Origin of the sequence: Spiroplasma endosymbiont of Dilophus febrilis, assembly GCF_964030685.1 — a bacterium.
Lineage (GTDB): Bacteria > Bacillota_I > Bacilli_A > Mycoplasmatales > Nriv7 > Nriv7.
Map to the genome: position 1 here is coordinate 126,378 of NZ_OZ034912.1, position 20,924 is coordinate 147,301.

Annotated in this window: 22 protein-coding genes; 15 read left to right on the forward strand and 7 right to left on the reverse strand. The window is 26.9% G+C overall.

The features are described 5' to 3' along the window. The first annotated feature begins 7 nt into the window (after window positions 1-7). From AAHF53_RS00600 to AAHF53_RS00620, 5 genes are read left to right on the forward strand one after another with little or no spacing between them, the layout of a single operon-like run. Window positions 8-955 (forward strand): ABC transporter permease, encoded by a 948-nt coding sequence (locus AAHF53_RS00600; protein WP_342189859.1) that lies wholly within the window; start codon window positions 8-10, stop codon window positions 953-955. 12 nt (window positions 956-967) lie between these two features. Then, a complete protein-coding gene (locus AAHF53_RS00605) occupies window positions 968-1,879 on the forward strand; it encodes an ABC transporter permease (RefSeq protein ID WP_342189860.1) in 912 nt (303 codons plus the stop codon). Further along, window positions 1,879-2,934 carry an ABC transporter ATP-binding protein gene (locus tag AAHF53_RS00610; protein WP_342189861.1) on the forward strand — a complete coding sequence of 352 codons (1,056 nt, stop codon included), beginning with the start codon at window positions 1,879-1,881 and terminating at the stop codon, window positions 2,932-2,934. Before AAHF53_RS00605 ends, AAHF53_RS00610 begins: the two co-directional genes overlap by 1 nt. A gap of 24 nt (window positions 2,935-2,958) precedes the next feature. Beyond that, the gene (locus AAHF53_RS00615; protein WP_342189862.1) at window positions 2,959-5,406 is read left to right on the forward strand and encodes an ATP-binding cassette domain-containing protein; all 2,448 of its coding nucleotides are present in this window, start codon (window positions 2,959-2,961) and stop codon (window positions 5,404-5,406) included. Between the two features lie 18 nt (window positions 5,407-5,424). Beyond that, a complete protein-coding gene (locus tag AAHF53_RS00620) occupies window positions 5,425-7,875 on the forward strand; it encodes a hypothetical protein (RefSeq protein ID WP_342189863.1) in 2,451 nt (816 codons plus the stop codon). A gap of 37 nt (window positions 7,876-7,912) precedes the next feature. Here the strand turns inward: AAHF53_RS00620 and AAHF53_RS00625 are convergent, their stop codons facing one another. Continuing rightward, complete coding sequence (locus tag AAHF53_RS00625; RefSeq protein WP_342189864.1) at window positions 7,913-8,305, reverse strand: hypothetical protein; 393 nt, start codon at window positions 8,303-8,305, stop codon at window positions 7,913-7,915. 65 nt (window positions 8,306-8,370) lie between these two features. Between AAHF53_RS00625 and cysS the strand changes: the two genes are divergently transcribed. From cysS to AAHF53_RS00675, 10 genes are all read left to right on the forward strand, one after another. After that, window positions 8,371-9,687: a cysteine--tRNA ligase gene (gene cysS, locus AAHF53_RS00630; RefSeq protein WP_342189865.1), complete on the forward strand. Its 1,317-nt coding sequence runs from the start codon at window positions 8,371-8,373 to the stop codon at window positions 9,685-9,687. Between the two features lie 42 nt (window positions 9,688-9,729). Beyond that, window positions 9,730-10,449 carry a 23S rRNA (guanosine(2251)-2'-O)-methyltransferase RlmB gene (gene rlmB / locus AAHF53_RS00635; RefSeq protein WP_342189866.1) on the forward strand — a complete coding sequence of 240 codons (720 nt, stop codon included), beginning with the start codon at window positions 9,730-9,732 and terminating at the stop codon, window positions 10,447-10,449. Between the two features lie 9 nt (window positions 10,450-10,458). After that, window positions 10,459-10,731 (forward strand): hypothetical protein, encoded by a 273-nt coding sequence (locus AAHF53_RS00640; RefSeq protein ID WP_342189867.1) that lies wholly within the window; start codon window positions 10,459-10,461, stop codon window positions 10,729-10,731. Further along, window positions 10,691-11,014, forward strand: a complete 324-nt coding sequence (locus tag AAHF53_RS00645) for a sigma factor-like helix-turn-helix DNA-binding protein (protein ID WP_342189868.1) — start codon at window positions 10,691-10,693, stop codon at window positions 11,012-11,014. The genes AAHF53_RS00640 and AAHF53_RS00645 overlap by 41 nt, the downstream gene beginning before the upstream one ends. Before the next feature lie 15 nt (window positions 11,015-11,029). Beyond that, window positions 11,030-11,482: a methylated-DNA--[protein]-cysteine S-methyltransferase gene (locus tag AAHF53_RS00650; RefSeq protein ID WP_338968204.1), complete on the forward strand. Its 453-nt coding sequence runs from the start codon at window positions 11,030-11,032 to the stop codon at window positions 11,480-11,482. Between the two features lie 115 nt (window positions 11,483-11,597). Next, on the forward strand, window positions 11,598-11,747 hold the full coding sequence (rpmG, locus tag AAHF53_RS00655; RefSeq protein ID WP_215826970.1) for a 50S ribosomal protein L33: 150 nt from the start codon (window positions 11,598-11,600) through the stop codon (window positions 11,745-11,747). Between the two features lie 21 nt (window positions 11,748-11,768). Continuing rightward, the gene (locus AAHF53_RS00660) at window positions 11,769-12,137 is read left to right on the forward strand and encodes a hypothetical protein (protein ID WP_338968200.1); all 369 of its coding nucleotides are present in this window, start codon (window positions 11,769-11,771) and stop codon (window positions 12,135-12,137) included. Between the two features lie 16 nt (window positions 12,138-12,153). Next, window positions 12,154-12,753 carry a transcription termination/antitermination protein NusG gene (gene nusG / locus AAHF53_RS00665; RefSeq protein WP_342189869.1) on the forward strand — a complete coding sequence of 200 codons (600 nt, stop codon included), beginning with the start codon at window positions 12,154-12,156 and terminating at the stop codon, window positions 12,751-12,753. A 345-nt stretch (window positions 12,754-13,098) separates the two neighbouring features. Then, window positions 13,099-14,856 carry a hypothetical protein gene (locus AAHF53_RS00670; protein ID WP_342189870.1) on the forward strand — a complete coding sequence of 586 codons (1,758 nt, stop codon included), beginning with the start codon at window positions 13,099-13,101 and terminating at the stop codon, window positions 14,854-14,856. A gap of 480 nt (window positions 14,857-15,336) precedes the next feature. Next, complete coding sequence (locus tag AAHF53_RS00675; RefSeq protein ID WP_342189871.1) at window positions 15,337-15,801, forward strand: hypothetical protein; 465 nt, start codon at window positions 15,337-15,339, stop codon at window positions 15,799-15,801. A 13-nt stretch (window positions 15,802-15,814) separates the two neighbouring features. On the opposite strand, the gene AAHF53_RS00680 is transcribed toward AAHF53_RS00675, so the two are convergent. The 6 genes from AAHF53_RS00680 to AAHF53_RS00705 are packed head-to-tail and all read right to left on the reverse strand — an operon-like array spanning window position 15,815 to window position 20,845. Further along, complete coding sequence (locus AAHF53_RS00680) at window positions 15,815-16,435, reverse strand: spiroplasma phage ORF1-like family protein (RefSeq protein WP_425289522.1); 621 nt, start codon at window positions 16,433-16,435, stop codon at window positions 15,815-15,817. A 55-nt stretch (window positions 16,436-16,490) separates the two neighbouring features. After that, complete coding sequence (locus AAHF53_RS00685; protein WP_342189873.1) at window positions 16,491-17,318, reverse strand: Pr6Pr family membrane protein; 828 nt, start codon at window positions 17,316-17,318, stop codon at window positions 16,491-16,493. Window positions 17,319-17,325: 7 nt separating this feature from the next. Continuing rightward, window positions 17,326-18,285: a hypothetical protein gene (locus tag AAHF53_RS00690; protein WP_342189874.1), complete on the reverse strand. Its 960-nt coding sequence runs from the start codon at window positions 18,283-18,285 to the stop codon at window positions 17,326-17,328. A 23-nt stretch (window positions 18,286-18,308) separates the two neighbouring features. Beyond that, window positions 18,309-19,244 carry a hypothetical protein gene (locus AAHF53_RS00695; protein ID WP_342189875.1) on the reverse strand — a complete coding sequence of 312 codons (936 nt, stop codon included), beginning with the start codon at window positions 19,242-19,244 and terminating at the stop codon, window positions 18,309-18,311. Window positions 19,245-19,271: 27 nt separating this feature from the next. Beyond that, a complete protein-coding gene (locus tag AAHF53_RS00700) occupies window positions 19,272-19,937 on the reverse strand; it encodes a uracil-DNA glycosylase (protein ID WP_342189876.1) in 666 nt (221 codons plus the stop codon). A gap of 8 nt (window positions 19,938-19,945) precedes the next feature. Next, window positions 19,946-20,845, reverse strand: a complete 900-nt coding sequence (locus tag AAHF53_RS00705; protein ID WP_342189877.1) for a hypothetical protein — start codon at window positions 20,843-20,845, stop codon at window positions 19,946-19,948. Between the last annotated feature and the right edge of the window lie 79 nt (window positions 20,846-20,924).

Consider the following 20,924-nt stretch of genomic DNA (forward strand, 5'->3'; position numbering starts at 1 on the left):
AAATAAAATGTTATTAAGTTATAATTTGCAACAGTCTATAAAGAAATATGTGTTTTTGATTGTTGAATTTATTGTTATTGCTTGAATCGTGTTAACAATTGTTTTCTTTTTAATGAATGCGATTCGTGGTAATGAAGCAGCTGTTGATCCTAGTTTATCTAAAGATGCTCAAAAAATAATTCGTGACCAGTTAGGTTTAGATCTTAGTATTTGAGTAAGATATGGGAAATATTTTGCTAATTTAGTTACTAAAGGGCAATTAGGAATTTCAACATTTTTGTATCCCCAGCAATTAGTAGAACAATTTTTATTTCAAAAGTTATTGGTTTCCTTTCGCGTTGGTTTTCTTGGTTTAGTTATTGTTTTATGTATTGGTATTCCTTTAGGGATTTTTGTTGGTAGAAGACCAGGGACATTAATTGATAGTTTAGCAACAGTGTTTATTGCTGCCGGTTTTGCAATCCCTTCGTTTGTTTTTGCGATTTTGCTATTATTATTTGCTTTTAAAGTTCATATTCCATATATTTATGACCCCTTAAATCCGATAACTTTAATATTACCTTCATTAGCAATTGCGCTTCCTAGTGTTGCTGGGTATGTGCGTTATTTACGAACATCAATTCAACAAGAGTTTAGTTCGCAGTATGTTCAATTTGCAAAAATTAAAGGTTGTAAAAATCGGCGAATAACTTGAAGACATGTTTTAAAACCAGCATTTTTTCCCATTGCCACTTTTTTACCGTTAGCAGTTTTAGCATCAATGATTGGTTCAATTATTATTGAAACAGTGTTTGCGATTCCGGGAAGTGGACAAATTCTAATTAGAGCGATTCAAGCTAAGGATTATGATGTTGTTATGGGTGTGGTTTTAGTTTTAAGTTTTATTACGGTTATTGGTTTCTTTATTCGTGATATCTTATATACGATATTAGATCCACGGACAAGAATTGGATAGGGGTTATTATTAATGAAAAAAACAAATTCTGAAGATTTTAAAAACTTTAAATTAGTTCGTCAAAATTTTCTGACAACAGAAAAATTGGCAACAAAACCGATTAATCGTTCGCGAGAGTTTTATTTAGCAATTATTGCTAATCGTTTTGCTTTAGCAGGAATAATTATTTTTGGTTTGTTAATTTTACTTTCTTTAATTTTTCCACTAATATGAACTGATGCTAATCTTTTAAAACCTGAACAACAACATTATGGGTTTTTTAAAAACGGATATATTTTTGGTACTGATGGACAAGGAAGAGATGTTTGAGCGATGTTATGGCATGCTACCAGATATTCTTTAGGTTTGGCATTTGTTGTTGTTATTGTTGATTTAATTGTTGGGGTTACTTTAGGTCTATTAATGGGTTATTATCGTAAAGTTGATAAAATTTTGCAGTTTATTATTAAAATTTTAACAAATATTCCCAGCATTTTAATTTTAATAATTGTGGCAACAGCGTTGCAACCAGCTTTTTGAACGATGGCATTAGGGTTAACATTAACGGGATGAATTAATATGAGTTTGCAAGTAAGAGCACAAGTATTAAAAAATAAGCAGTTAGATTATTTTGTTGCTTCAAAAATTTTAGGAACGCCGTGATATCAACAATTAATTAATTTTATTCCGGTGGCCTTGCCAATTATTATTACTGGTTTAGTCGCAACAATTCCGATTGCAATTATTAGTGAAGCTTCATTAGGTTTTATTGGTTTATCAGTGCCGGATGCGATTACTTTAGGTAATATGATTAATAAAGCACGATTAACGGCATTAGTATATCCGCGACAAATTATTGTTCCTGTAATAACTTTAATGGTTATTACGATTGCAATTCAATTAATTGGTAATGGCATTCAAGATATTATAAGGAAGTCACAATAATGAGTAAAAAAGAGAAAATTATGGTTAAAATTGAAGATTTAAAGGTAACTTTTTACAATAAAGCTAAAAAAACTCATAATACAGTTATTCGTAATACGGGATTTGAACTTTATGAAAAAGAAGTTTTAGCAATTATTGGTGAATCTGGTAGTGGTAAGTCAGTTATTACTTCAACATTAATTGGATTATTATCAAATGCTGCTGTTATTGAAGAGGGCAGGGTAATTGTTGATGGGATTGATGTTACTAAATTTGATGAGTCAGATTGAGAAGAATCAGAATTACGAGGCAGAGTTATTTCACAAGTATTTCAAAATCCAATGACTGCTTTAAATCCGACAATGAAAATTGGTTTACAGTTAATTGAGGGGGCATTAATAAATTTTCGTTCCGCAAGTAAAAAAGATGCTAAACAAGATGCAATTAATTTAATGTTAAGAGTGGGTATTACTAATGCTAATCAAGTAATGAAGTTATATCCTCATCAATTATCGGGGGGAATGCGACAACGAGTGTGTATTGCCGCAGCTCTGTTATGTCAACCAAAGATTATTATTTTTGATGAACCAACAACAGCGTTAGATCCAACAATTCAAGCAGAAATTTTGGAATTAATTCGTGAAATTAAAGATGTTTTTAATGTTTCAATTATTTTTATTTCCCATGATTTAGGGGTTGTTGGTTCAATTGCTGACCGGATTGCTATAATGTATGCTGGAAAGATTATTGAGTATGGAAAAAGTAAAGAAGTATTATATAACAGTAAACATCCATATACTTGAGGGTTAATTCAGTCAATGCCAGATGTTAATTTAGGGCAAAAGTTATATTCAATTCCGGGAAGTGTTCCTTCTAATTTTAATAATATTATCGGTGATGCTTTTGTTACTAGAAATGAGTATGCTTTGGATATTGATTTTGTTGCTCATCCACCATTTTTTAAAATTAGTAATACGCATTTTGTCGCATCTTGATTGTATGATTCGCGGGCAATAAAAATTAATGTTCCCGATATAATTAAAAAACGCCATCACCAGTTTAAAAAACAACATTAGATAATAAACTAAAGGAGTAAAATAATGTCAAATTCTACGGATACAATTTTAAAAGTTGATAAGTTAGCTGTGATTTATAGTCAACAAGGTAAACCTTTTATTGCTGTTAATAAGGTAAGTTTTGACATTAATAAAGGTGAAATTTTTGGTTTAGTTGGTGAATCTGGTAGTGGGAAGACAACAATTGGACGAACTATATTAGGTTTAAATAAGCATGCTTTAGGACATATTAAAATAAAAGATAAACGATTACCACATAATCCTGCCGATATTAAAAAAACAACTAATGAGTGGTTATCGAAAAATGTGCAAATGATTTTTCAAGATCCAGCAACGAGTTTAAATCCTTCTAAGCGGGTGTTGGATATTGTTTTGGAAGGATTTAATAACTATAATTCATATTCTGCGGAAGCAAAATGGTTTAAAAAAGAACGCAAAATTGCTTTGATGTGATATCGGAAATTAACTTCTTGTGATGAGGAAATTATTAAGCAATATGATTTATTAGTTGCCCAATTAATAAATATTTATCAGCAGTGGTATCGTACTAAAGAGAATATGATTAAAAGTATTAGTTATGAATCACAAGATATTGTTTCATCTTATCGTTATTCTTTAAAAGGTGCTAAAACTAAGCACCGCTTATTAATTGCTACCAGAAATGATGTGTTAAAGAAAGAACAGTTATCTTATAAAAATGATTTACAAAATTTATCAGGAATAAAAAAATGAAATCGGAAATGAGATAAGATTTTTAATAAGAAAATTACTCCTTTAAAAGATAAAAAGGAACTTATTGAAAAAGAAATTTATCAAGTTGAAACAATTTATAAAGAAAAATTAAATGAAGCTTTAATTCATTTGAATGATATTCAAGAGCGCTTAACTTATGAAAATGATAATAATTTAATGCGAATTACTAATTTAATTAATTTTCATCAAGAAACTATTAATAGTAATTTACAACAATTACAAGTAAGAAAACAAGAGATTGATAGTTTTTATACTAAAGATATTCGGATTGCGGAAAAGAAAAATAATCTTAAAGAAGTTAAGAAATTAAGAAATATTTGAAAAAGTGATTGAAAAGTTACTAAATTAGAAATTGATTTACAAAATCGCGAAGAAAAAAATAAAATTAATCTTTTACAAAAAGAAGGAACACGATATAAGTATCAGTTATTGTATGATACAAGAAATGATGTTTATGAGGCAAAACAAGAATTAAAACAAATTAGAAAACAAGAGCGCATTAAATTAATAAAAATTTCGCAAGATTTACAATCATTAATGAGTAAATTAAATAAGCAAAAACAAACTGATCGCAAAAATTTTATTAGCGAAGCAGAACAGGAAATTATTTTTAAAAACTATTATAATTGGGTTAAAGATATTAATGTTAATTTTAATGCTAAAATTGAATTTGATAAAAAGCAAATTGATGTTTTAAAAACCCAAGCTTGACAGCGAAAACTAGCTCGGAAAAGGGCTTTAAAAAATATGCGTAATGATTTCAAACTTTTAAAAATAAAATTTGGTGCTGATATTAATACCGTGACAACTAAATTACAGCATCTTTTGAAATTACCAACTAAAACAATTAATAAAGAAAAAACTCAGCAAATTATTAAGAAATATAAAAGTAAGTTAAGAGTTTTAAAAAAAGGATATGTTTTTAAAAATCAAGATATTAAAAAAATATTATTACAGGAGCGAAATAAAATTAATTCTCGTGATAATAATTATGAAAAAATTAATGAAAAATATCAAGGGATAGTTGCTAATAAAAAAACATTTGTTAGTCAATTAAAGGAATTAGTTACAACTTATGAAGCCAAGTTATATGGTGTTAACTTGTATAAAAGTAAAAAACTTTTTTTAGATTTTCAGTTAGCGAATGAATATAGTCGTGGTGCTGTTAAAGCTAAAACTCATCAATTAGCTTATGACACCTTACAATCAGTTGGTTTACTGCCAGAACATGGTAGTAGATTTTCCGGTGAGTTTTCTGGAGGTCAAAAACAAAGAATTGGTATTGCAAGAGCATTAGTAATGAAACCAGCATTATTAGTTGCTGATGAACCGATATCAGCTTTGGATGTTTCCATTCAATCACAAGTAATTAATATTTTAAAAGATTTACGAGAAAAATATCAACTTTCAATTTTATTAATTGCCCATGATTTAAGAATGGTGCATTATATTTGTGATCGGATTGCTGTTATTAAAAATGGTAAAATTTTAGAAATTGGTCTTGCTGATGAAATATTTTATCATCCCGTACATCCATATACTAAGTCATTAATTTCAGCAATTCCTTCAATCAATAGGGTAGGTGAAGTCATTAGTACAACTAGTTATAATCCGTTAATGCATAACTATAATGAGAAAATAATACCAATGTGACATAATATTACTAATACTCATCAAGTATTAGCAACAGTTAAAGAATTTAAGAAATGAAGTAAGTAAGAGAAAAGGATAAATACTATGAAGTGAAATGTTACAATTTGAAAATATAGGTTTCTTGAATGATGAAATGGTGCTTATCGCAATCGTGTTATTTTAGCATTATTGTCGCTAATATTTTTCTTTTCGCTAATTATTCCCTTTATTATTACTTTAAGTCGCAGTACAACTATTAACTATGAGGGTCAAACAACACTTAACTTACAAACACGATTTAATGCTGAAACTATTAAATGTGAAGAAAATATTACCGAAAAAGGGACGGTTAGTTGTCGTCGTGGTCCTGTTGTTATTGCGGCGACTGATAATTTTGTTCGTAAATTATTAGAATATGATGCTAATAAGTTTACTAATGATGCTAGGTCCTCATTAAATGTTCCCATTAAAGTTAGTGATTTAAAACAAAATACGCATTTAGCTAATGTTTATCGAAGTGGCTGAGGACTATTACCAGATTTGGTAAATTGATTCTATAATAATGTTCCTTGAGGAATAGAAATTTTAACTTTTGAAAAAATTTCAATTGTTGGTGATAGTCCGCCCCCTTGGGTACCAGATTATAGTTTACGAGGTATGCCAATGGGTCGTTTATGAGGTAAAAACTTAATGAGTGTTAAAGTTTTATTACAAACTATTTTAAGTGGTGTAGAAAATGAAATTGCTGACTTTTTTGCGAGAAAAGGCAATAATCCTTTAAGAAATAAACTTGATTCATTAAAAAATTATTTGTTTACTACTTATACTACTTACAAAATGGCTTGATATGCTAATGATGAATCTACTAGTTATCATTATGGTGGTTGAGTTGAAAGTCGGAGATTTCGCGAAAGAATTAATAAAACTGTTACTTGAAATTATTTAACTAATCGTTTTGGTAACATTAATAAAAAAGAAATTACGATTCCTAAGGTTTACAATCGTGAAGTTGCTTATAGTTATTTGGATGAAATATACGAAAAACAATTAGCATTGGTAGGAAAAACAACGCTTGATAAAAATGAAGATAAAACAAAATTATCGTATTTAGATTTATTTGTGTTAGCAAATGATATTAAAAAATTAAGTACTACCAGTTCATTTGCGATTAAAAATGAAAATAATAATTGAATTTTTGATGGGATTGATACTTATAGTAATGTTGAGAAGGAGTTAACGCTATTTCAATTAAAAAATTCTGATTTGTTTACGCAATTTAAAACGATTGAAATTTTTTTACCACAAAGTAATCAGAAAAAAGCAATTGGACAATTAACAAGGAATGATGTTAATGAGGCAATGCGTGTTGCTAATGGGAGAATTAATCGTTTAATTGATTCAACAATTAGTTTTAATGGTTATTTAACAAGTTGAATTCAACAATACTTTTTAAAGTTTATTATTCCAATTTTGTGAACGAATGATGAAAATTTTAAAGTTGCGGATTTTGATTTTTCAAAAATTAATTATGATGAGTTAATTGCAACTTATAATGAAGAAAAAGTCAAAAAACCACTGTGGGCGTCGTTAGCAATTAAATATTCTGAATTTGAGGATGATAATTTTGAAACATCAAAAAAAGTTACTATTGGTTTACAAGGCAAACTTTCTCATTTGGATTATTTTAATCAAATGCGAATGTTTCTAACTCGTGATTGATTACCGTTAACACTTAATAACAGTTTATTTACGCAATCTTTTCATGGAAAACAACAAACTAGTTTTAATAACCATAATCTAATTTTTAAAGAATTGGCGCTTTTAAATGCGATGGGTGCTAATCCTTATGTCTTAGATGAAGATAAACAAATAAGTAATCATATTAAAGTTGATACTGGTTTAGTAAATGCTTTGCAAAAAGTTTTAAGAATGGATGAAGATGTTGTCATGGGACATTTGTCATCATATAGTGAACGAAGTATTATTTGAGGATATATGGATGCTAATGCTGATTATGATTATTTAAAACTAACTAATCGTGATGGTACTTCACGATTAGTTAAGATTACAACTCAAGATGATTTGGATAAAAATTATAATTGCATTGTCACTGATGAGTCGTGTAATGAACAAGATCGGCATTCACTAATGAGTAATGAATATATTAATAATGAACAAATTAATGAGCAGAATATTGATGGTGTGCCATCACGAACATTGTTAAGTAAAATTACGAGTAGTGATAATAAAAATATTGCTTTAAAAAAGTCCCGTAAATTATGAATGACTGATTATGCATTAATCGCTGATTATGCTAATGCTGTTGTTGGGGTTGGTGATTATGCGGTAGCGTTTTTTAATAGTCATTCGCAAAAAGAAAAACCTCTTGTTGTTAGTGAACAAAGAAAACACGATGCTGAAATTAAAAATAATGAATGACATATTTTAAATAGTAATGGTGATATTATTGCTTATGCGGGATGATGATTTTATTCTCGTAATAATGATAATAAACTATACTTTAAGGTTTTAGAACAGTCGTGAATTAATAAATAAGTTAGCACCAAAAAGTGAGGTTATTCAACCTCACTTTTTAAATGGTACTAAATATAATACTAATACTAATTGCAAATGCTAAATTTAGTATCGCAATAAAGAAAGTTAGATTTAATAGTTTTTTTACTTGTTGTAAATATTTTTCGGATTTGTCTTCATTATGGTGATAACCAAGATAATCTTTAGCAATTTCTTGGTCAGTTAATACTAAATTAACCGTTTGTGTTTTGTGATGTAAACGAGATTTGTTTACTTTAAATATTAAATAGAAAATTATTTTTATTGTTAAAAGGCTAATAGCAATTAAAAAATATATGTTACTTATTTTTTGAAAATTAGTTTTTTGTCAATATAGTCATAAAAATCCCATAATTTGTGCTGTCAAACCGATAAAAGCTATCGTTATTATACTTCAAACATGTTTTTTCATATGGTAATCTTACCATAATATTTTAAGTATGTTATAATATTTTTTAGATTATATAGGTGAATTTAATGCAAATATGAGATAGTAAACAACAACAAAAAATTAAAATCAATGACTTGATAGTTACAATGTATGTTTGTGGGCCGACAGTTTATGGTGATATTCATATTGGGAATATGCGACCAATTGTTATTTTTGATATCTTGCAGCGATTATTTATGGTTACTAAACAGAAAGTTTTTTATGTGCAAAATATTACTGATATTGATGATAAAATTATTCATCAAGCTCATTTAGAAAAAATAACGGAAAAGGAATTAACAGAAAAGTATACTAAAAGTTATTTTGAGGTTTTAAAACAGTTAAATGTTTATGAACCAAATTTATTTGTCAAAGTAAGTGATAATATTGCTGATATTATTAAATTTATTGAACGGTTAGTTAAAATTGAAGCTGCTTATGTTAAGAATGGTAATGTTTATTTAGCAATAGAAAAATATTTTCAATCTTATGGACAATTATCAAAGAAAAATTTAAAGGATTTGCAAGTAGGAATTAGAGTTGCAATTGATAGTAATAAAAATTATGTTAATGATTTTGTTTTATGGAAAAAAACCGATCAGGGACAAAAATGAACTTCGCCTTGAAGTGAAGGCAGACCGGGGTGACATACTGAATGTGCGTTATTTATTAATAAATATTTTAAACACCCGATTAATATTCACGGTGGCGGTATTGATTTAATATTTCCTCATCATGAAAATGAAAGAATTCAATTGTTGGCATTAAATAAGCAAGAACCTGTTAAAATATGGCTTCATAATGGCCATCTATTTTATGATGATGTCAAAATGTCAAAATCTCTTAAAAATACTATTGTTGTTAAAGAATTTTTGCACCATTATGATGCTAATGTTTTACGATATTTATTAACGCTAACCCATTATTCTAAACCATTAAATATTACTAAAAATTTTATTATGCAAGGAAAAGAAAAAGTTGCAAAAATTCATCAAATATTAAAAGAAAGTTTAGTAATCGCATTTTTAAATGGCGAGGTTAATACTAATGAAAAAAATGAACAACTTGTGATGCAAGTGGTAAATTATTTACAAGATGACCTTAACTTTGCTAATGCTTGAGTAATAATTGAACAAATTATTAAGGAAATTAATAATATTTTAAAAGGAAAATTGGGAGCAATTTTGCCATTGTTTAATACCCTGCAACAATGTTTATTTCTTTTAGGTTTACAATTTTCATTAGTTTCGTTTGATGATGATGTGAAACAATTATTATTATCTTGACAAAATGCGCGTAAACAAAAAAAATATAATTTAGCAGATAAAATTAGAGAACAATTACAAGCGAAAAATATTTTATAAAATATGTTCAAAAATAATTTTCTTTATTAAGGAGTAACAAAAATGGCAAATTATATTTATGGTAAAAATCCTTTAAAACAATTGTTAGCTGATGACCGTCAACGAATTGAAAAAGTTTTTATTTTACCACAAGAAAAAGTTATTATTGAACAATTAAAGCAGGCGAATATTTCTTATGTTATTAGTAATAAAAAACAATTATTATTATTAGTTAAACATTCAAAACATCAAGGAATTGTCTGTTTAATTAAGGAATATGTGTATTCTTCTTTAGAAGGAGTTTTACAAAAAATAAAAACTAAGAAATACCCTTTAATTTTAATTTTAGATCAAATTGAAGATCCAAGAAATTTTGGAGCAATTTTGCGAAGTTGTGATGCAGTTAATGTTGATGCGGTTATTATTTTGAAGCAAAGACAAGTAGAATTAAATGCTACGGTTGCAAAAACTTCTGTTGGTGCGATTAACTATGTGCCGGTTGTGAAAGTAACTAATCTTAGTAATACTTTAACGACATTAAAAGAAAATGGTTTTTGGATTGTTGCTAGTGCTTTAAATACCGAAATTAATTATTATAATGTTGACTATAAAAAACCGATTGCTTTAATTGTTGGTAATGAGGGTAAAGGTGTTAGTCAGAAACTTTTAAATAATTCTGATTATATTGTTAAAGTACCAATGCAAGGTCATATTAATTCTTTAAATGTTGCTGTTGCTAGTGCTTTGCTATTATATCAAGTTCGGAATAATCAAAATAATTAAGGAGTTTAAATGGAAGATAATGAATTAATATATCAATACCAAATTGCCTATCAACAACCAGCGTTTATATTTTTATGAAAAAAATATTTTAATTTAATTGAAAAAATTACTTTTATAACTTTTCGAAAATTTTCAGCAATTCCTCTAGAGTTAAGTGATTTTAGTTCTTTACAATATTTTTCATTTTATAACAGTATGAAAACTTATCGGGAGACAGCAAATAAAAGTTTTTCTAAATTATATGCAACAAAGATTAAAATGAGATTTATTACAATATATTAGAAAATACATTAATAAGAAGCATGCTGTAATGAATTATGCCATTAGTTATGATACGCAATATGAGAGAACAACGGTTGAACAATCATATTTAGTAGCTGAACCTAAATGGATTAATTATGGTTTGTCATTTTTAACTAAATTAGAAAATGAAGTTATTTTATTAAAGTCACAAGATTATTCTAATGAAGAAATATCCCATAAATTAAATATTAGTTATAAAAGTGTTGATAATGCTTATCAACGAGCAAAAGTTAAATTACAAAAAAATCGTGATTGTATGTAAGGCAAGGTTAAAAATATGAAACAAGGATATTATCAAAGTCCGGTGGGATTAGTAATGGTTACTAGTCAAAATAATAAAATTACTAATATTAGTTTTATTTTAGCTTGTCCTTTGTTTTCATCATTATCAAAAGAAATAAAACAATGTTTACAAGAAATTGCTGAATATTTTATTAAACAAAGAAAAGCATTTTCGTTTGATTATATGTTAAATACAACTAAGTTTAGTCAAAAGGTATTAGAAGCAACAAAGCAAATCCCTTATGGTGAGACAAGAACTTATAGTGACATTGCTAAAATGATTAATCATCCATTAGCAGTCCGAGCAGTGGGGTCGGCATTAAAAAGAAATCCGTTAGCAATTAGTATTCCGTGTCATCGGGTTATTAATAAAAATAGTAAGCGGATTAATTATCTTTATGGGGTAGAAATTAAATTAGCATTGTTAGCATGAGAAGGTGTGATATAAGTGTTGTTTGTTTAAGAATATATCGCTAATAACTTTACACCACCCTAATATAATTGTTATTTGACAGCATATTTTTGTTATTATATAATGTATATGGATAAAAGGGAGAAAGATAATGCAACAAAAAATTATTTTAGTTTGCGATCAATGTCTGTCAAGAAACTATAATACTTTTACTAATAGTTCTAATCAAACTGTTAGATTATCTTTAAAAAAGTTTTGTAAGCACTGTAATCAACATACAATTCATAAGGAAACAAGATAATATTTAGAGAGGAAATAAATATTGATGGCTAAAGAAAAGCACAAAGTAAAAAAGGTAAAATCGGAACATAAGGCATTAAAAGTTAAAAAAACTAAACCGATTTTAGGACAAAGAAAAGTTAGTTCACAAACTAAAGAGGCGATTATTAAAAAAAGTATTTTAGATTCAAAAATAAATGGAAATCGTGGTCAGAGATTTAAAAAATCTTTACTGGATTTACCATTATTAATGACTAGAGAAATGCGTCGTGTTCGTTGAGCAAAAAGTTTGCAGTTAAATAAAAAATTTTGATTAACTGTTGGATTTATTACTTTCTTTGCAATTTTTTTTGCAATTGTTCAAACATTATTACAATTAATTTTAGAAGTTAGTAAAATTTTAGTTATTTAATAAGGAGTAGAAAAAGATGATAAAAGAAGATATTAAACAAGAAAAGGATTCTAGTGATTTATTAGGTAAGTGATATACAATTAATTGCTATAGTGGTCATGAAGAAAAAGTTAAAGAAGATTTATTACAACGAGTTGAAACTTTAAATATGAAAGACTTTATTTTTGATGTGCGGATTGTGAAACAGCAAGAAATGTCAAAAAAAACAAAATCAATGATTGGCAAAAATCCATATCCGGGTTATTTGTTTGTTAATATGATTATGAATGATGATGCTTGATTTATTGTTAGAAATACTCCTGGTGTTACTGGGTTTATTGGGTCTAGTGGAAATTGATCCAAACCGTTTCCATTATCGCGTACTGAAGCTAGAGATATGTTAAGACGCAGTGAAGAAAAAAGTAATATTAGTAGTAAAAAAGTTCAACAAGTATTTGTTGCTGATTTTAAAGAAGGAGACCTAGTTAAAATATTATCAGGAGCTTTTGAGAATAAAGAAGGTGAAGTTATTGGTATGGATTATAGTAAAGGCGTAGCAACAATTAATATTGAAGTTTTTGGGGGAAGATATGTTCCTGTGGAAGCTGAATTTAGTTATTGTGAGAAAGTTAATTAGTTTTGTAAGTAAGTAGTTAGTATTTAAAATACTAACTACTTTTTTTATTTTAAATTTAAAAAATTATAGTGTTTCTTGGCAAATATTTGATACAATGTAATTAATCAAAGGTATTACTAAATACTATACTTATTTATTAAAAAATAGAGAAAAAATTTATTAGTAATTTAATTAACTTAGATTTAAAATAATTAAATAATTTTTTGTAATATTGTTAATTTAATAGTCATTGGATAAATGATAAATCCTATATAGGAGGTGATTGATATAATAATTTGTGTATTTATTTCCCAATTTTTTATATTTAAAATTAGTTTTAATAAAATTTTAGGAGGCATTAAGTAAATGGCAAAAGATAATAATAAAAAGGGACAAGAAGCTCTTATAAAAGAACAATTAGAAGCTTTAACACGATTACAAAATAATTTACAACAAATTTTTACATCAGATGTACTTACTATGAATGAAGAACCTGCAAATCCAACTTTAGAACAGTTAAAAGCCGACTTGCTTGCAAAACAACAAGAAATGATGGCATTAAATAACCAAATTAATAGTTTAGAGGCTGATAATGATGGTGGTAAGAATGATGCTACTATTGCTGCATTGCGAGTACAAGTTGCTACTAAACAACAAGAAATAAATGATTTAAATGACAAAATTGCTGCCTTAGAAGGTAAAGAACCGACTTTAGAACAATTAAAGGTGCAATTAGAAGAAAAAAATCAGGAAATTATTGCGTTGCAAGCAAAAATTAAGGAATTAGAAGGCAATGTGGGAACTGATTGTCAAGAATTTAAAGATGAAATTGTGAAGTTGCAAGCAAGAATTAAAGAGTTAGAAGATGGTAATATTGGTACTGATTGTAAAAAATTTGAGGATGAGATTATTGTATTGAAGGCAAGAATTAAAGAGTTAGAAGGTAATGTGGGCGGTGATTGTACAAAGTTAGAGGAAGAGGTAAAAGCTTTGAAAACACAATTAGAAGATAAAAGTAAAGAAATTCTTGGATTGCAAGCGAGAATTAAAGAATTAGAAACTGGTAATGATGTTGATTGTCAAGAATTTAAAGATAAAATCGTTGAATTAGAAGCTAAAATCAAAGAGTTAGAAGAAGACAATGATGATATTGACTGTAAAAATTTAGAAAAAGAAATTTTAATTAATCAAGAAATTTTAAATAAATTGCAAAAAGAATTAATTGGTAAAGATAATCCTGAAGTGATAGCAGAAATTGAAGAATTAGAAAATGATATCATTTTATTAGAACAAGAAAATTGTCAATTATTTAAAAAAATTCGTGAATTAAAATGTGAACCTAAAAAAAATGAAAGCGAAATAGCTATTCTTACAGATACTATTCGGAGCAACGAAAGTAAAATTATGATGCAAAAGAAAAGAATTGAATTATTAAAAAGAAAAGATAAAACAATAAGTAATCTTTATGAAAATTTAAAAGATAAATTATGTGATTTAGGTAATGAAATTCAAATTAATAATGAATTAATTTGTAAATCTCGGGAAGATAATTTTGATAGTAAGCGTTGCATTATTAAGTTATTAGAAGAAATAATGGCTAAAGATAATTATAATAATTGTAACTTAAAAGGAATTTTAGGTAGTTTAAGTAATAAAATTGAAACAAATAATTGCTTAATTGATAAAATAGGCGATGATAGTGAATGTTTGAGGGAGTTAATTGATAAAATGGGACACGATTTAAATAGAAAATTGGAAAGACATAGTTGTTTAGTTGAAAAGCAAGATGCTTGTTTGAAAAAAGTTTTACAAGAAATGATGATGAAGAGAAATGATTATTTTCAAGTAAAAGAATCGTTATGTCATTTAAATAAAAATTTGGAAGTTAATAATGATTTAATTAACAAAATATGCTGTGATTCAAGAGTAAATAGAAGACATAATCAAAATTTTAATCATTTACGAGATGAAAATTTAATTATTGAGCAACCTAATTTTTGTAAAGATAAGGTGGTAACTTGTGATTCAAGATATAAGCAATTAATATGCAATTGTAAATTTAATAAAAAAGAAGAATGTAGAAATGAATGTCTTATAACTTCTAAACAAATAGAATGCGATTAATTGCTATAGTTAATAGGATGTTATCTATTAACTGGTAAACTTCTTTTGGTTATGGCGACCACCCACAATTTATCGTGCCTTAATACATACCAACATTATTAATTCACTTGTATTTAATTTTCAAAGAACAAATTTTTAACACCTTATAAAATAAAAAGACAATCATTGCTGATTGTCTTAATACTTATTCAAATCTTTACCTACCTAACAAAACTTTATGCGTCCATGCGGGACGGTCGCGTTTAGTTTTCTTAGGTATTTTTTAAAAAAGAAAAAATAGTCATTTACTATAAATTATTTCAATATGCAAATTAAGTATATATTTCTTATGTATGATTTTTGTTGTAAAAAATTATTTTAATGTTGTTTTTATAAGCATTTTACTTAGTTTTTATAACCTTTTATTAAGAATATGTTTGTTAATATTAAATATTTTGTTTTATTAATTATTTTTCAAGTAAAAAGGTAATAAATTTTTAGTTGCTTTTCTTTCAAAATTATTCAAATCTTTACCCACCTAACAAAACTTTATGCGCCCAAGTGCAAATATATATGTTAAAAATAAATAAATTTTTAATTTCTATTTTTTTAATTTTTATTACTACAACACCATTAATAAGTTGTAGCAGTTATTCTGTATCAGAAGAATACTTACAAATAGATAATAAAGATATTTTTGTTAAAGTTGGTGACTTTAGTAAGTTACAGGATATTGTTGATGAATATTTATATTTTCTTGTCCCAAGACCTGGATGTAATCCTGCGTATTCTCATAGATGAAATTGAAATATAGAAAATAGATTTGAATTAAAAGGCACAACAACTTGTGGAAATTTAGAAGTTGGTAGTTGAGATTGAACTATTTTTATTAGAAAGAATAAAGAACAAAAGCTATTTGTTTATAAATTTGATGAATATTTTATTGAAGATCATAAAGGTTTTTAATTTAAGAATCTTTTTATAATAATCTAGTCACTTTCATAAATATTATTAATATAAATATATTAATTATCGTATTGTATAGCATTGGGCTGAATTTTCACATTTCAAAAATACCAGTAAATAGTTCTTTAGTTACATAAAGAATTTTTCCAATACCACTAGCTAATTCAGTTGTTTGTTTAACGCCTGGAATATTATTGATAATCCATACAACGCCATTTTTTATATGACAAGCTACATTATATCAGCTACAACTTTCTGGTTTATATTCTCATCATTGTTTGTCTGGGTTTATTCCGTCTTTTGTTATTTCTTGTCAATTATAAATGCCAAAATTAAAATCATAATATTTATACTTGCTATCAATTTTTTGAGCTTGTAATTCAAAAATATTGTAACCAACTTTTTTATTTTCAATCCGATTTGACTGTTTCAAAGCATATATATCTTTTTTATTTGGTAATACATATTCTTCGTTACCATTAATTTTAAAGCTATTTTTTACTGAAAAATCATAGTTGAAATTCTTACCATATTTTGTTTTGTAGAATCGATTTTGGTAAGCAGAATATAAGTGAAAATCTAAGTATTGATATTGATCTGAAAAATAAAAATAGCGGGGATAAATTGGACTGATAAAGTTGTTATCGCCATATCTTTAAAATTATTATCTGATGATTTGTTTAATCAACTTACTTTTTACTTATATGTTTTGTCTTCTTATAAATTAAATTATTAATAACAATCAAAATAACATTTATCCCTACTAAAAATGATATTCCCAATCCTACTAACAAAATATTATTTCAAACTACTGGTAAAGGAAATATCGGATGATAAAAATCAACAAACTCATAAGGAAATAAAAAAATCCTAATACCATCATCATATAATAACTTAGCCCTTAAATTAATAAATATGAGATAACCAATCGGATATCCTAGCATTCAAAATATTTGGCGAGTAAAATATTTTTTATATAAAATCTGAGTTTTCCCTAACGATAATAATAAGTAAATTAATGTTAATAATGGTGTTATGGCATGCATTGTAATGCCAATAACCCGATCAGCATTGGAAGCAAATTCATACGATAACCCTGTTCCCACACCATAAAATACTAACAACCAAAATAAAACCATTGTTACTGTAATATATATTGTAATACTAGTTTGGGTTGTCAAATTAGTAAACTTATTAGTTGCCGTTTTATTATGATAAAGTAAAGCATAAAAGAAATATAAACAAGCTAATATATTAGTTTGCACCGACCAAAAACTAACTAAAACATTAAAATTATATAACCGTGGCATATCAAGTTGTGAAGTTTTAGGATTAATATATCAATATTCAACAAATACCCCATAAACGACACCAGCTAAAAAGAAACTAAATAAAATTAAAAATGTCATTAACTTATAAACAAATTTTCAATCTTTTAGCAAAACTAAGGCATTAGCAACACTAGTAAAAAACAATATTTTACTTTTACTAAAAAATCGTTTAAAAAAATTCTTCATTATATCCCTACTCTACATTTTCTTGATGAGAATTAAGTTCTTTTTGCAAAAAATATTTATCATAATAAATTTTTAAAATTGTTTTAAAAATTATAAAATATATTGCAATTCGTAATGGCATTAATAATAATTCTTTAACTAATCGTGGTAATAAAGAAACTAAATAATCAATATCATAAAATACTAAAAAATGTAATGGCGATAAAATTCACGAATTAATTAATGTTAAAAATAATTGTAAAATAATAATAATAATGAAAATCAATGCATTATTAAATTTCTCAGTAACACTATTTTGTTTTTGATTATTTCAAGTTATTCACAAAATTAAAATTAAAACTAATTCCACAGCCATAAATAAAGTAGAAATAAAAATCCCAGAAATTACCATATAAAGTAAATCTCATTTAACACTAAAAACTTTATTATTTTTCAATGAAAAAGAGTAAACAAAATCAGAGAAAAATATTAAATAAAAACTTAAAATTAATAAAGCAACCAAAATAAATTGCATTACAGTAAAAAATAACAAATACTTCTTAAAATTAAATTGACAATTACGAAGTTTACTATAAACAATTCCCGCAATTCCTGCAAGAACCCCAACAATGGGTTCTTGAATTGCCATAATTGGACTATAAAATGTAGGTTTTAAGATAAACAATGTTGTATCGGAAATAAAACCAAAAATAAAACCAAAAAATGGTCCATGTAAAAAACTAAAAAGCACATTAGGGATAAAACCAAAACCAATTACCATTGTTCCTTTACCACCAACACCCAATTTTAAACTAAAACCTAAAAATTTAACAATAACTATTGTTAATGCTAACATTACAGCTGCTAAGGCAATACTACGAGTATTGAAATTTTTATTAAAATCCAATTTTAAATATTTTAAAATTGAATAAAAATTTTTACGAAAATAATACTTTGTAATTTGTAACCAAACATTTAGCCTTTTCATCTAAATAACACTCCTTATAAATGCTAACGATCTTCATTAATTAATGGTCTAATAGTTTTTCAAGTAACATAAATAATTACCGTATTAAAAAATATTTTAATCGGGGCCATCGCCAATCGTGGAATCATTGCTAAACCATAATCCTCAGTACGATTAGTTAACAGACTGACATCCCCCCAAGATGCAATTAACACCGTAACAATATATTCATTAATAACTGCTAACAAAATAATCGGAACTAAATCATTAAAACCTTTTGTATCCTTTTTTATAAAACGAAAATACATTCAAGTTGCCCAAACAACAACTAAAATTAAAACTGTCCCAATACTAATAATTAGCATCATAATTCATTTCTTAATCGGAACATTTTTTGTAAAAGGAACTTCATCAACAGCAAAATCAGCAAATTGCGGAGCATAATAAGTCATTACTAAAGCAGCGGTTCCAAAACCAATAATAAAAATATTAGTTATTAAAATTAAAATTCATGACTTTTGATGAAACATTAGCCGCAAATCACCAGCAATACCAGAAATAAAACCAAAACCAATAACCGTCACAATATACGCAGGATGAATATATGACGGAACAAACATCATTACTAAAATATCAGTAATCAAAGCACACAAAATACCAATTACGGGACCAAAAATATAACCCGTAATCTTAATCATCAAACCTTCAATAGCTATTCTAATCGGCGGTAAAACCGCTGCTGGCATATACAATGCAATAACAACAGTTGTTACTACCGATACCGTTGATAACATCGCAATATAAGCAATATTTTTCGTTGTTAAACGAAGTCCACGATATCGTTCTTTTTTTATAAACATTGAAAGCCCTGTCATTAAAATATAAGACAATGCTGCTAAAACTAATGCTCCCGCAACAATATACGCTGTTCTAATATCAAATAACGACAAACCATTTTTATTACTATTAAAGAAAATCATTAATCTAGTTTCCTTTCTAAAGAAAAACTATAACTGCCAATCAATCGGCTTCTTATTATGCTTTATCAAGTATTCATTAATCTTACTAAAATACTTTTGATTAAAAAACCCATAATGTGCTCCCAACGGTGAGGGATGTGCTCCCATAAGAATAAGATGCTTTTGGTCATTAATTAAATTAATCTTTGCTTGTGCTTTTTTACCTCATAAAACAAAAATAACATTATTATGATAATTGTCAATATATTTTATGAGATTATCAGTAAATTGTTGCCAATTAAAATTAGCATGTGAAAATGGTTGATCTTTTTGTACTGTTAAAACAGTATTTAAAAGAAAAACACCACTTCGGACTCATTTAGTTAAATCACCATTTTGTACAATAATTCCTAAATCATTTTCCAATTCTACAAAAATATTTTTTAAACTTGGTGGCAACTTAACACCTTGATTAACACCAAAAGCCAAACCATTAGCTTGGTTTGGTTGATGATACGGATCTTGTCCTAAAATAACTACTTTAATATCATTAAAACTAACAATTTTTAATAACCTTAAAATATCTTGTGGCTGTGGATAACATTGATTATTTTTATATGCTAATGATACTTTGCTAACTAATTCAATAAAATAAGGTTGAGTAGTTTGACTAATAAGAAAATCTTTCCAACTAGGATGAATATTTTGGAACATATTTTTAATTAATCACTAAATAATTCTTTAATTTTATCACTAATACCACCAACATTTATTCCGACTAAAACCCCTAAAATACCAAAACCAACAATGACCACTGCCAAAATAATAAGCACAACCCACACTCAAGTTTTAATCTTTTTATTATTATCTATAAAACCTTCTTCATTACCTTGTTGTAAAGCATCCATATTACTAATAGTAAAACCACTTTTCAATTTTTGTTCAACATCAGCTTTTTCTAAATCAATAGTTCCTGATGAATTAATCTTTGACTGCTTAGCGTTATTAAATACAAAACTACTTGGTTTACTATTTACCCCCAACTTATTTTCGGTTCCATTACTCTGTGATTGCTTTTTTTTAACGACATCATCCAAATGTTGACGAAACTTATCAAGTTTAAGTTTTCGCTCATCAACTTTTTGTTCTGATTGTTGTAAACTATGACCATTCAATTGTGATCGATATTCTTGTTCATTAAATAACTGCTCATTTAACATACTATTAGTCATATTAATTGTTGGTTCAAATTTTTCTCTAACAACTAGATTAGGATTAGGTCCTTGCTGTGGTTGTAGGTGGGGGTCATTAACAACAAAATTGCTATTATTTGGATACATATTACCATTTACCATTGATGTTCCATATGGATATGGATGTTGTCTACCGATTGGTGGTTGATGATACGGATTTTGTAATATTAGTGCATTTTGATTTGGACAATAATTATTTATTATTGGTAAAGCAGGATAATGTTGTTTATGTGATATTGTTATTTGTTGTGGCATATGATATTGTCTTTTAATAAATGCAATAGCTTCTGGCATTAGCATAAAAATTGCTACTTCTTGATCATATAGGTTATAAACTACATAACCTCGTTGTTCCACTAAAATATACATTACAACGCTGTCCTTTCCGTAAAAAATTAATATAAATATATTTTGAATTATATCACAAATTTAAAAAAAGCAAAAGCAC